At 69.7% G+C, this 12165-nt stretch carries 13 protein-coding genes; 7 read left to right on the forward strand and 6 right to left on the reverse strand.

What is annotated here, in order from left to right:
* Positions 1–24: 24 nt before the first annotated feature.
* Complete coding sequence (locus tag ACYVOM_RS11240; protein WP_460303227.1) at positions 25–666, reverse strand: TetR/AcrR family transcriptional regulator; 642 nt, start codon at positions 664–666, stop codon at positions 25–27.
* Positions 667–776: 110 nt separating this feature from the next.
* Here ACYVOM_RS11240 and ACYVOM_RS11245 point away from each other — a divergent pair, with 110 nt between their 5' ends.
* Positions 777–1181 (forward strand): SgcJ/EcaC family oxidoreductase, encoded by a 405-nt coding sequence (locus tag ACYVOM_RS11245; RefSeq protein ID WP_460303228.1) that lies wholly within the window; start codon positions 777–779, stop codon positions 1179–1181.
* Between the two features lie 132 nt (positions 1182–1313).
* Here the strand turns inward: ACYVOM_RS11245 and ACYVOM_RS11250 are convergent, their stop codons facing one another.
* The gene (locus tag ACYVOM_RS11250; RefSeq protein ID WP_460303229.1) at positions 1314–1859 is read right to left on the reverse strand and encodes a hypothetical protein; all 546 of its coding nucleotides are present in this window, start codon (positions 1857–1859) and stop codon (positions 1314–1316) included.
* Positions 1860–1917: 58 nt separating this feature from the next.
* Here ACYVOM_RS11250 and ACYVOM_RS11255 point away from each other — a divergent pair, with 58 nt between their 5' ends.
* The 4 genes from ACYVOM_RS11255 to ACYVOM_RS11270 all read left to right on the forward strand — a co-directional run bounded on the left by ACYVOM_RS11255 (position 1918) and on the right by ACYVOM_RS11270 (position 4348).
* On the forward strand, positions 1918–2049 hold the full coding sequence (locus ACYVOM_RS11255; protein ID WP_460303230.1) for a hypothetical protein: 132 nt from the start codon (positions 1918–1920) through the stop codon (positions 2047–2049).
* Positions 2050–2168: 119 nt separating this feature from the next.
* The gene (locus tag ACYVOM_RS11260) at positions 2169–2603 is read left to right on the forward strand and encodes a hypothetical protein (RefSeq protein ID WP_460303231.1); all 435 of its coding nucleotides are present in this window, start codon (positions 2169–2171) and stop codon (positions 2601–2603) included.
* Between the two features lie 558 nt (positions 2604–3161).
* Positions 3162–3653, forward strand: a complete 492-nt coding sequence (locus ACYVOM_RS11265) for a hypothetical protein (RefSeq protein ID WP_460303232.1) — start codon at positions 3162–3164, stop codon at positions 3651–3653.
* A gap of 179 nt (positions 3654–3832) precedes the next feature.
* A complete protein-coding gene (locus ACYVOM_RS11270) occupies positions 3833–4348 on the forward strand; it encodes a hypothetical protein (protein ID WP_460303233.1) in 516 nt (171 codons plus the stop codon).
* Positions 4349–4448: 100 nt separating this feature from the next.
* Here the strand turns inward: ACYVOM_RS11270 and ACYVOM_RS11275 are convergent, their stop codons facing one another.
* The 4 genes from ACYVOM_RS11275 to ACYVOM_RS11290 form a co-directional block, all read right to left on the reverse strand.
* Positions 4449–4880: an HNH endonuclease family protein gene (locus ACYVOM_RS11275; protein ID WP_460303234.1), complete on the reverse strand. Its 432-nt coding sequence runs from the start codon at positions 4878–4880 to the stop codon at positions 4449–4451.
* Positions 4881–5089: 209 nt separating this feature from the next.
* A complete protein-coding gene (locus tag ACYVOM_RS11280; protein WP_460303235.1) occupies positions 5090–6034 on the reverse strand; it encodes an AAA family ATPase in 945 nt (314 codons plus the stop codon).
* Between the two features lie 29 nt (positions 6035–6063).
* Entirely contained in the window at positions 6064–7647 is a 1584-nt protein-coding gene (locus ACYVOM_RS11285; RefSeq protein ID WP_460303236.1) for a transposase, read from the reverse strand.
* 56 nt (positions 7648–7703) lie between these two features.
* Positions 7704–8657 (reverse strand): tyrosine-type recombinase/integrase, encoded by a 954-nt coding sequence (locus tag ACYVOM_RS11290; RefSeq protein WP_460303237.1) that lies wholly within the window; start codon positions 8655–8657, stop codon positions 7704–7706.
* A gap of 156 nt (positions 8658–8813) precedes the next feature.
* On the opposite strand from ACYVOM_RS11290, the gene ACYVOM_RS11295 reads away from it, so the two are divergent.
* On the forward strand, positions 8814–11525 hold the full coding sequence (locus ACYVOM_RS11295; RefSeq protein WP_460303238.1) for a serine/threonine-protein kinase: 2712 nt from the start codon (positions 8814–8816) through the stop codon (positions 11523–11525).
* Positions 11522–12028 (forward strand): IS30 family transposase, encoded by a 507-nt coding sequence (locus ACYVOM_RS11300; protein ID WP_460303239.1) that lies wholly within the window; start codon positions 11522–11524, stop codon positions 12026–12028. The genes ACYVOM_RS11295 and ACYVOM_RS11300 overlap by 4 nt, the downstream gene beginning before the upstream one ends.
* Positions 12029–12165: the final 137 nt, after the last annotated feature.

Genomic DNA, 12165 nt, shown 5'->3' on the forward strand with positions numbered 1-12165 from the left:
GGCTCAGCGCGTTTTCGCGGCCCGTCAGTTCGCGGCCCACATGGCGTGGTAGCGCGCGACGTCCGGCGGCGGGCCTGGGAGCGGGCCGGCGTTCCGGGCTCTGAGGCCGTCCAGGACAATCGACAGCAGACGGAACCTGGTCTCCTCCTCGTCCTGCCCCGACGGCCCGGGGCCCGGTCGGCTGAACCGCCCGATGAGCAGGTGGATGTCCATCGCGGTCACGTCGGTTCGCAGGGCTCCTGCGCTGCGGGCTCGGGCGATCAGCGCGTCAGTGGACCGATCGGCCTGTTCCGCGGCCTCCTCGATCTGCGGAGTGAGGGCGATGGTTCCCGCCAGGGGGGCCAGGGCGCCGAAGCCGAACCGGGCGCACTCGACGACGTAATGGGCGAATCCCCGCCACGGGTCGTCGATCTCCAGCCCGGCGCGGGCCGTCTCGGCGAGGTGCTGCATGGAGTCCGCGCACAGCCGCTGCAGCAGCTCCTCCTTGGTGCGGTAGCGGCGGTACAGGCTGCCCATCCCGACCCCGGCCCGCTCGGCGACCGCCGACACCGGAGCGTCGAAGCCCTGAGCGAGGAAGACCTCTCGGGCCGCCTCGATCAGCGCCCTGTCGTTGCGTGCGGCGCGGGCCTGGGGGCCCCGCTTGCGGGGCTGCGCGGCGTCGTCCATGCGCCGAGGATATCCCTTGCGGAGCGGATCGCTCCGAGTTAAGTTTTTCGGAGCGAACTGCTCCGAATTTCGCTGATACCGATCCGCGTCCGCACGGCAGGGAGTAGAAGATGAACGAGCACACCGGCGCAGAGCGGCTCGCCGCCATCAGGCAGGTGGTGGCCGAGGCCGAGAGGCACCAGAACGACCTCGAACCGTTCCTCGCCCTGCACACCGCCGAAACGATCATCGTCAACATCGCCGGACGGCGCGTGCTGGGCAGGGACGCGCTGCGCCAGGCCATGGAAGCGGCGCTGGCGAGCCCCCTGGCGCAAGTGCGCACCAGGCAGGAGATTGTGGACGTGAGCTTCGCCGCGCCCGGGGTGGCGATCGTGAGCTGCGTCAAGCACGTGTCCGACGAGCGGGAAGGCGGCGGGGGACTGCCGTCCTCGGGCAGCCTCACCTACGTCCTGGTCGAGGAGCAGGGCGCGTGGCGTATCGCGTCAGCGCAGACGACACCGATCGCAGGCTCCTAGGTCGGCCCGCTACCGCTGATTCCTGTACCAATCCTCCTCGCGGGCCTCCTCGGCCGCACCACGCGGCCGGATCCGCACCGGCCGCGGATCATTGGAGGACGCCGGGTGCTCGGGGTTAGTGGGCGTCATCGATCACGGTCCGGCCCGGCAGGGCAGGGCGAGGAAGTGGCGGCAGATCTCGGCCAGCCCCGTCTCGGTCTGGGCGGTCACCACCAGGACCTCGCCGTGCTCGCGCGCCCACACGGCCTGGCCCTCGAAGCCGGGCGGGGTGGAGTAGCGCACATGCTTCCACCGGATCGTCTGGTCACCCTCGTCGACCAGCCGCTCCTCCCCAAGCGCTGCGGCGAACGGCTCGCCGGGCAGCGTGTGCATCACCGAGAGCTCTTCCTCGACCATCTCCGCGGGCAGCCGCAGCGTCTCGCGGTGGCGGCGGCCGTTGACCTTCGCGCACCACGCCAGACAGGCACGCTCCAGATCGGAGAACGAGGCGTAGGCGTCCAGCAGGTTCGTCTCGGTCGGCACCAGATCGGCCTTGGCCAGCTTCACCGTGCACTCCACCCCGCCCTTGGACGCCGGGTCGTAGGGCTCGCACGTCTCGATCCTGCACCCGTAATGCCGCCCGGCCTCGACCATCAGCGGATGGCGGACCGGCACCCCGGCCACATGCCGCATCGTCACCGTGCGGGCGTTATCGGTCAGCAGATACGCCGGCGCCGCCCCGATCCTGCGCAACGCCGTGTCCAGACACGTGATCAGCGACCCCGACGTCTCGTCCCAGGCCGGCACCACCACCCGGAACCGCGACCACGCCAGCCACGCGCAGAACAGCTTCGTGCGCCGCCCGCCGATCCTCGGAGCCTCAAGGTGATCACCTATGTAACAGAGCGGCGCGGCGTGTGCGGGTGAGTCGACCGGCCGAAGATCGCCTGGAGGCATTCGGTGCAGAACGGTATCTTCTCGCCCATGATCCATTGGAAATTTTCGAGGGTGAGCGCTGGGGTGGCCCTTGTGTCGCTCTCGATGGCCATGGCGTGTTCTTCCGATGGCAACGAACTGCGCGATGACGACCCCGTCGAGATCACCGTCACCAGCGAGCCGCTGGAGATGAGGAGCTACTTTGCCGAAGTCAGGTGCGGGACCGACTCCGAGGGCCACTCCACTTACACGGCCGTAGGCTGGGCGTCGGACGGCAAGATGTACACCCTCTCGATACGCGAGACCGCGGACGTGCCCGAAGCCGTCTTCGAGTACCACTACGGCGAACCGGACCTGGGTCCCTACCGCAGCACCGGCCCGGACGGAATCCACATCGACCGCGCGGCACGCACCGCCACGGTGGACGCCGATCTCACCCACCCCTCGACGACCCCTGGCGAGCCCGCCGACAAGCTCCGCACCAAGTCGACCATTCCCTGCCCCTGAAAGGGTCGTTTCGGGCTGAGGGAGGGACAGCGGGCCGGGCTACGGCTGCGGGATGCGAAGTGAGGCAACGAGAGCGGTGAGCTCGGCGATGGAGGGCCCGCCGGGAAGGTAGGCAGCGCGGGCCACCTCTTCATCGGTCTGCCGGGCGATGCGGTCGAGGGCGCGGGAAAAGACACGAGCCGCGGCGGCGATGGCATCTTCCCGGGTGCAAAGAGGAGGCGCCATCATTCGTCTCCATCCTGATCGGTGCGCTGGCCCGATCCTCCCAGCTGCTGACGAGAGTTCTTGACGAGCCCGACCAGCAACAGCGCAGGATCCTCCCCGCAGTCAGCAAACGATCGTTTATTGACGGTCCGGCTTGCGTCCGAGGGCTCTGGCGGGGTCGCTGGTTGTCCCGTTTGTGGTTCGGGACGGGGGCGGGACTTGGCTCCCTCGCGGCCGCCGCCGGTCGTGCCTAGCGTGAACTGCGTTCAGGAAGGGCCTGGTGACAGCGGGAAAGGGGGCTTACCGGTGACGGTTTCCGGTGTGGTGAGGCGGACCGCGGCGAGGGTACTCGCCGTGGTGGCGGTAAGCGCGGGCACGGTCGTGGCGGTGGCGCAGCCGGCCGCGGCGGAGTGGGACAAGTTCGAGATGGTGAACACGTTGACGTGGGACTGCCTGGACGGTGACACCTCGCCGGTGAAGGTCCTGCCGTGCGACCAGACCGACGGCCAGTCCTGGAGCGGCCCGTGGCTGCACGACGGGGTGGTGCTGAGCTACGCCGATTCGATGGGGCCGGAGCCCAACCCCACGTGCCTGGCCGCTCCCGTCGAAGCCCACGGAGCGCCCCTGGTGACGATCTCCTGCCGCGAGGCGTGGAACTCCGCCGGGCCCGGCTACCTCGGCAAGTGGATGCCCTACCCGGCGGTCGACGGGGACGCCGAGATCAGGACCCGGGCGAGCGCGTTCACCGACACGCCGCTGTGCATCGCCCAGCTCGACGACCAGGCTGTCCTGGAGGTCTGCCGGAACTGGTCGCGCCACCAATGGGCCGGCCGCGAGGCCTCCTGACGCTCCATCTCTCCCCTCACAGGCAGGCTCAGGCGATGGACGTGTCCTGTTCGTGGTTCGGGACAGGGGGCGGGACCTGGCTCCCTCGCGGCCGCCGCCGGTCGTGCCTAGCGTGAACTGCGTTCAGGAAGGGCTCGGTGCCAGCAGGGGAAGGGGCTTTGTCGGTGAGGGTTTCGGGTGTGGTGAGGCGGACCGCGGCGAGGGTGTTCGCCGTGGTGGTGAGCGCGGGCGTGGTCGTGGGGGTCGCGCAGCCGGCCGCGGCGGCTTCTGAGTTCGAGATAGTGAACACGTTGACGTGGGACTGCTTGGACGGTGACACCTCTCCGGTGAAGGTGCTGCCGTGCGACCAGACCGATGGCCAGTCCTGGGAAGGGAAGTACACCAGTTCCGGGGTGGTGCTGGGCTACGGCGACGTCGACTTCGATCCGCGCCCGGTATGTCTGGCCGCCCCTGTCGAGGCTCCCGGAGCACCCGTGGTGACGATCTCCTGCCGTCAGGCGTGGAACTCCCAGGGGCCCGGCTACCTCGGCCAATGGTTCCCCTATCCGGCGCCCGACGGGGACGCCGAGTTCAGGACCCGGGCGAGCGCGTTCACCGACACGCCGCTGTGCCTCGTCCAGCTCGACGACCAGGCCGTTCTGGAGGTCTGCCGGAACTGGTCGCGCCACCAATGGGCCGGACGCTCCACCACCTGAGCTCCGTCTCCGCCCGGCGGGCTTGACGAGAGCGCCGGTGGCAGGCCTCGCCGCGCCGGGCCCGGTGGGCGAAGGCGCGGCGAGGCGGGCGCCGGGCGGCCTATGCCGCGGACGGTGCCCGGTTGACGGTGATCGGGACGTTGGGGCAGCCAGAGGCGATCTCGTCCAGGCCGGCCTGCTCGGCGCCGTCGACCGACAGGCCCCACCGGAGCTTGATCGCGACCCACTCGCCGATGTAGCGGCAGTGGATGTCTTCCAGGGGCGGGAGCCACTGGGCGGGGTCCTTGTCGGCCTTCGACCTGTTGGAGCGGGCGGTGACCGCGACCAGGGCGCGCTCGTCGTCGAGGTCGTTGGCGTAGGCCTGGCGGCGCTCCGGCGTCCATGCCGAGGCGCCGGAGTCCCATGCTTCGGCGAGGGGGACCATGTGGTCGACGTCCAGGCGGCCGGCCTCGGTGACCTCGACGCCGTCGTAGTACGACACCCAACTCCCGCCGGTCAGCGTGCACCGGTCGCCGACCTCGGGCGCGGTCACGGCCTCATCGATGAGGACCTCCGCGCGGGCCGAGCACCCATCGCGGTCGGCGTCCGTTGTGACATGCAGCGGTTGATGACGTGATTTCTGCAGAGCTTTTTGTCGTGGTGGGCTGCGCGAACGAGATAGCCCCCGGCTCCAGGTGTCCTGGAGCCGGGGGCGCGCGGGTGGGTGGGGTGGTGGGTCTCGACTACTGGGGGCGATCGAGTTCACATGGTGCCGATGACGAGGTTCTGGCGGGCGGTGTCGACGACTTCTTTGGTGACGACGGTCATGTGGTTGATGTTGAGGACGCGTTCGATCTGGCCGATGAGTCGGACGGTGAGGCGGAAGTTTCCGCTGGTGATGCGGGTGATGGCGGCGAGGGCTTCGGTGGTGGCGTAGTCGGTGTTGTCCAGGCCGAGGTGGGGCCAGGAGCGGGCGAGGACGAACGCCTGCTCGTCAGCTGACATGGGTTTGTAGTGGTGGACGAAGCCGACTCGGGAGTAGAGCTGGGGGTAGCGGGCGAGGCGTTTTTCGATGCCGGGCATGCCGATGAGGATGAGGCCGATGCCGGTGCGGTCGTGGTGGTCGCGGAGCTGTTCCAGGGCTGCGGTTTTGAGGCGGTCGGCCTCGTCGACGATGAGGAGTTCGGCGTGGCCGGTGGTGTTGAGCATGCCGTGTTCGTCGATGCCGCGGCCGGGGCTGAGCATGAGCTCGACGTTCCAGCCGAGCCGGTCGCACAGGTAGGAGATCTCCTTGTCGAGGTTGTGCGGGGTGTTGTGGACCTTGGGGGTGTACATGACGGCCCGGGCGGCGAGGATCTGCCCGGCGGCTTCGGCTCCGTCGCTGCTGGCGGGGCTGTGGCCGTCGAGGTGGTCGGCGAGGGCGTCCCAGCGGGAGTACTGGCGGGCGGAGGCGGTCTTGCCGACGCCGGGGGCGCCGAAGCACAGGCCGACGTAGCGTTCGCGGCGGACGGCATCGGCGAACTCCAGGAACAGCCGGTGCTCCTTGGTGATTACGATCGGGCTGGCGGGTGCGGTCGTGCCTGCGCTGGTCGCGGGCCGGTCGGTGTTGGAGCGGGCGGTACGGTCGGCAGGGTCTTCAGTAGTGTTCGGCGGGGAGGCTGGTGGGTCGGCGATCTCGTCGGTGGTGGAGTCGTCTGGTGTGGCCACGCCGGGTGTCTGTCCCGGCCTCGGGCGGCTCACTCATTCCAGTAGCGTTTGAGTCGCGGAGTGTCATCGCGGGTAGCGGGTGCGTCCGCGCCGGTCAGCGGCTCGGCGGCGGTGAGCGGGGTATCGGGGGCGGTGAGGAGCCCATCACCCGCCGGAGCCACGGTGGTCTCCCAGTTGGCGAGCCCACCGCCGATGAGGGAGGTGGGCAGGGGTTCGGTGTGGGCGGCCAGGAGGCGGTCGACGACGGCGGAGCGGGTGCCGAGCTGGCCGCGCAGGTCTTTGCGGCGGGCGTTGCGGGCGGTGGTGATCTCCTTCAGGCTGACGGTCTGGTCGGACAGTTCGGGGCAGATGGCCCGGCACAGGAACTCTTCGCCGCCGTCGGGGGTGCGCAGGTAGACGCGGATCTCGGTGATGTCGCGGGGGTCGTAGCGGATGGTGGCCTGTTCGTTGACGTAGAAGGCCAGGACGGGGTCGAGGTAGCGCAGGGCGAGGAAGTGGATCCCGTCGGGGTGGATCTTGCGGGGTTTGGCGACGGTGAGCAGCAGCAGGTCGAGCTGTTCCAGGGATTCGGGCATGCGGGGGATGAACGCGCCGGCCTCCCACCGGGCCTGCGGCGCGACCTTGGTTTCGCTGTGGGGGCGCAGGTTGTAGACCTCGCGCAGGAACCGTCCGATCGCGGCGTCGAGCTCGGCGAGGGTCAGGGCGGCTTGGCCTTGCCGATCGGGGGTGCCGCGGGGAGCGTAGCCGGGTAGGTGGGCCAGGCACATCTGGTTGATTGTGCCGATGAGCCGTTCGATCTTGCCGTGGCCGTGGGGCTTGCCGGTGAGGGTGAACACCGGCTGGACGCGCAGGTCGGCCATCACCTGTTCCAGGTGGGCGGAGGTGAAGTCCGAGCCGTGGTCGAGGTGGAACACCGTCGGGATGCCGCACACGTGCCAGCCGGGCTCGGGCTTGCGCCAGATCGCGTGCCGGAACGCCAGTGCCGTGCTCAGTGCCGAGGGGGCTTCCAGGTTGACGGCGTAGCCGGCGACCGCGCGGGAGTGGTCGTCCTCGATGACGGTCAGCCACGGCCGGGTTGCTCTGCCGCGGTCGCCGGTCACCCAGATGTCGAGTTCGGTGTGGTCGGCCTGCCAGATCTCGTTCGGCCGACTGGCTTCCCTCCGGAAGACCAGGTTGTAGGTCTCCCGGTACTTCTTATCTCCGTCGACTCCGAGGGTGACCAGTGCTGGATCCAGGGCGGCGACGATCGCGGCGACCGTCCGGTAGGCGGGGACGGGCCAGCCTCGGGTGCGGGCGACGCTCTCGGCCATCCGGTGGATCTTCGCGACGCTCGGCTGCGGCCTGCGCAGCGCCAGTCCTTCAATGAAGGCCACCAGCTCGGCCGGGAACCGGCGGTCGCCCTTGTCCTTGCGGTCCGCGCGGGCCAAGCCGTCCAGACCGTCGCGCCGCCAGGCAGCCAGCCACCGCTGCAACGTCCGGTAGGAGACCCCGCCCTCACCCGTCTCGGCCAGCCGGGCGAGCGGTATCCCGTCGTGCAGGTGCGGCGACAGCACCTCGTAGCGGGCCATGGCCAGCCCGCGTTCCGCACCGCTCTCCCGTCCCGCGCCGCTCACCCCGCCATCGTCACCCCCGCGACAGGGATGACGCCACATACCGTGAGGTCACACCTTCAACGGGATCGGCGCCGCGCGGCGGGGTCGGCTTCTGCGGTGATGCGCGCGGATGTCTCTTCGCCGAGGCGGACGTAGGCGCCGAGGCTGGCCAGGTGCTGGTGACGGGACTTGGCCTGGAGCTCGGGCGCCGTCCTGCCGGCGACCGCCAAGTGCTGGAGGGCGGAATGCCGCAGCTGGTGGAGCGTCCACCCGGTGCCATGCGGGTCGAGGACGGCGGTCGCGGTCTTGAACAGGTACTCCGCGCGCGGGTAAGACAGCCGCCCGCGTCCGGTGACCGGGCAGACGTCGGCAGCCGCGGGGGCGCGGCGGCCTTCGGCCGGGGCCCGGCGGTCGGCGAGGAACACCGGCCCGCTGGCGCGGCCCTGCAGGAGGCGCGGCAGAAGGCGGGCGGTGCCGGTGGCCCAATGGACGTACTCGATCGCGCCGCCCTTGGAGATGACCCGGGCGCGCCGGAACTCAGCATCGAGGTCTTCGACGTTCAGGGACAGGAGTTCCTCGGCGCGGGCCGCGGTCTCATACGCCATGCGCCACAGCACCCGCTCGCGCAGGCCGTGCCGGTCATCGCCGAACAGCGCGTCGAGCCGGGTGCGGGGGATGGACCGGTCGCCGCGGCGGGCGGGCTTGCGGCGCTCCAGCCGGCGGGCCGGGTTCGTCGCGAGGAGTTCCTGGCGCTGCGCCCAGGTGGTGAAGGAGGTGAGCGCAGACAGGTGCCGGTTCCACGTCGCGGCCGCCGCGGAGTCCCACCGGTCCATCGCCGTCGCGTAGTCGTCGGGGGCGAGGTCGGCGACGGCCCGGTCGCCGGCGGCCGTGGTGAGGCGGGCGAGGGTCTCGGCGTAGCTGGCGCGGGTGGTGGAGGTCTGGATCGAGTCGAGGTAGCGGTCGACTGCGGCCGCGACGTTCGTCCCGGTCGCCGGGTCGGCGGGCGGGCTGGGGAACGCGACGACGGTCACGGCTGCCTCCACAGGTCGGTGTGACACATAACGTTACCGAGTCGGCCGGGCGGCGCGGGCCCGCGAACAGGGCCTCGTCGCCGCCGGACGACCGCTTGTGACATGTAATACGAATTCCCTGTCACAGGAAGCAGCGGCTGAACTACGGTGATCGTCATGAGGGCAGGGGACGTGCTGAGCGGACGCTTCCGGCTGGAGCGCCTCCTGGGTCGCGGCGGGATGGGCGAAGTCTGGCAGGGGACCGACCAGAGGCTTCGCCGACGGGTGGCGATCAAGCTTCTGCTTGGGGAGGATCCGTCGTCGGGGCTGCTGGCGCGGTTCTTGCGCGAGGGCGAGGCGGCGGCGCGGCTGAACCACCGCAACATCGCCACCGTTCACGACGTGGGCGAGCATCGGGAGAATCGAGGCGATGGCGTCGAGCGGATCCATCCGTTCCTGGTGCTGGAGTATTTGGAAGGCCTCGACCTCAAGACCATCCTGAGCCAGGCCCCGGCAAGTGGACTGCCGATCGAGCAGGCACTGGAGTACGGGGCGCAGGCCTGCGACGGGCTGGAGGCCGCGCACGCCAAAGGAATTGTGCACCGCGACATCAAACCCGCCAACCTCATGCTCCTGGCCGACGGCACCATCAAGATCTGCGACTTCGGCATCGCCCGCCTCCAGGACGTCACGCCGGGCTTGACCCGCGACGTCCAGCCGGGCACCCCGGCCTACATGTCGCCCGAACAGCTCACCGACCACGAGATCGATCACCGATCCGACCTGTACAGCCTGGGCGCCACGCTGTACCACCTGCTCACCGGCCAGCAGGTCTTCACCGCCCCCTCGCTTGGCGCTCTCGTCAACATGCAGTTGAACGCCTTGCCCGACCCGCCCAGTAACCGCCGTCCGGGCCTGCCCGCCGATATCGACGATCTCCTGCTCGGTTTGCTGGCCAAGCTTCCCGACCAGCGGCCAGCCACTGCCGCACGCACCGCTGAACTCCTACGTGCCGCCGCCGTACAGGCGCGGCTCGACCACCCGGCCACCCCTGATCCACAAGATCCGGTTGAACCGCAAGAAGCTGACCCGTACCCCGGGGAAGTGCCCACGGTCGTCGGCGCGGTCCCAGAGCCCGGCCTTCTCACCGACACCGAACCTCTCGCCCGCTCCGTCACCGAGACAGGCGACTCATCCCAGGTGCCAGAAGACACCGCGGCGGCCACCGGACCGGCCCTTCCCACCGACGCCGAAGGCATCGCCCGCTCCATCCCCGATCCGATGCAGCGGGTTTCGGCGTTGGGAGAGGTCGCCGTGATCATGTCCGGGAAGGACCCCGACCGAGCCCGGGTCCTGCTGCACGACGCCGTACATGCCGCCGGCACCTCCGGCGATGCGCAGCTAATGGCGGAACTCGCCGCAGTGGTCGCCGGGATGGATCCGGGATGGACCCGGTTCCTGCTGGCCGAAGCAAAGCGCATGGATCGCCGTTCTCCTGGGTTCGAAACCCTGTGGAGAATCGCTGTGGGGTTGGCCGGGCACGACCCCGTCCAGGCCGATCGCATGGTCCGCTCGACCATGCCCCCTTCCCAGCGACCGTGGGGGTTCCTCACCAGGAAGGGAAAACCGGCGATCGCCCACGCCGAGGCGTTGCGGGACGTCGCCGTCGCGATGGCTGAACAGGACCCCGAACGGGCCCGGGCGTTGCTGGTCGACGCCGAGCGCGCCGCTCACTCCGTCACCACTCACTCCTTCCTCGACAGCTCCCACCAGGCGCGGGTACTACGAGAGGTCGCTGCGGCGATGGCCGTACACGACCTGGCCGACGCCGAACGCATTGCCCGCTCCCTCCCCCACGCCACGGACAGGTTGCGGGCACTGCAGGAGGTCGCCGTGGCCGCGACGTTGGCCGCACAGGACGCCGGTGAGGCCGGACGCATCATCCGCTCGCTGTTCGACGCCAAGGACCAGCCGCGGACACTGCGGCTGGTCGCTAAGGAAGTGGCGGACCAGCACCCCGAACGGGCCCGGACGCTGCTGGTCGACGCCGAGCGCATCGCCCGTTCCCTCCCCGACCCCTGCCATCAATCAGCGGGACTGCAGCACGTCGCTGAAGCAGTAGCCGGACAGGACTCCGAACGGGCCCAGGCGCTGCTGGTCGAAGCTGAGCGCATCGCCCGCTCCATCCCCGACCCAGCCGACCAGAAGCGGTCTTTCGCGCTGCTCGCCGTGGCGATGGCCGGTCAGGACCCCGGACGCGCCCGGGCGCTGCTGGCCAAAGCCGAGCGGATCGCCCGCTCCCTCCCCGACCTCGGCGGGCAGGAGTGGATCTTGGAGATCATCGCCTTGGCGATGGCCGGGCACGACCTGGCCGAGGTCGAGCGTATCGTCTGTTCCATCGCCGAATCTGACCGGCGGGAGTGGGCTCTGCGGCGCATCGCCGTGGCGGTGGCCGCGCAAGATCCCGCTGGGGCCGAGCGGATCGCCCGCATCATCCCCTCCGCTGATGGACAGGCGAATGCGCTGAGGGAGGTCGCTGAGGCGATAACCACGCGGGACCCGGCCGAGGCCGAGCGGATCGCGCGCACCCTCCCCGGCCACAGTCAGGGGTCGGTCCTGCGGAAAGTCACCGAAGCAGTGGCGAGGCAACATCCGGGCGAGGCCGAGCGGATCGCCCGTTCCATCGGTAATTCTTACGACCAAGCGCGGGCCCTGTGGAAGGTCGCTGAGGCCGTGGCCAGGCAGGACCCGTCCAAGGCAACGAAGATCGCACTCTCCATCCCCGACCACCGTGACCGGTCAGAGGCGTTGCGGCAGGTTGCCGTGACAGTCGCGGTGCAGGATCCCGGACACCCCCGGCAAGCCCAGCCCAGCGCACCGGGGCTTTGAACACGGCCGAACGGTATCGCCGATCGCCAGGCAGGTGTCGAGCCCGAGATGGACTTCGCCGTAGGGTCGAACGTGAGCCCAGCGACCACGCCAACGAATGCTGCACACATCACGCCATCAACCACTGCGTGTCACACATCAAGGCCCACGACGTCCGCCCCTACCTGGCGCTTCGCCTCCAGACCGTCCCCGCCTCACTCCGCAAATCACTGACGTGGGACCGCGGACGGGAGATGGCCGAGCACCAGGCCCTGACCGCCGAGACCGGCATGCCGGTCTACTTCTGCCACCGCCGCAGCCCGTGGGAGCGCGGCACCAACGAGAACACCAACCGCCTCCTGCGCCAGTACCTGCCCAAGAACGCCGACCTGCGACAACACGGCCAAACAGATCTCGACTGGATCGCCACCGAGCTCAACAACCGGCCCCGCCGCATCCTGGGCTACCGCACCCCAGCCGAGGTCTACGCTGCCCTCCTGGCCAAAAGGGATTCGGCTACCTAGCTATGTGACGCGCCCCTGATGGCCCGGACCACACCAAATGGATCCTGCGGTTGGGCGACTGCCCTTTACCGGCACTAAGAACTCCTAACAAAATGTGTCTATCGGGCGACGTGTGGTGACGTGATGGTGTTGCATCC

This window comes from Actinocorallia aurea (genome assembly GCF_054783995.1).

Excerpts from the sequence above, each read along its gene's own strand:
- ACYVOM_RS11295 (WP_460303238.1), top strand. The coding sequence starts at position 8,814 with ATGAGGGCAGGGGACGTGCTGAGCGGACGCTTCCGGCTGGAGCGCCTC.
- ACYVOM_RS11240 (WP_460303227.1), bottom strand. The coding sequence starts at position 666 with ATGGACGACGCCGCGCAGCCCCGCAAGCGGGGCCCCCAGGCCCGCGCC.
- ACYVOM_RS11245 (WP_460303228.1), top strand. The coding sequence starts at position 777 with ATGAACGAGCACACCGGCGCAGAGCGGCTCGCCGCCATCAGGCAGGTG.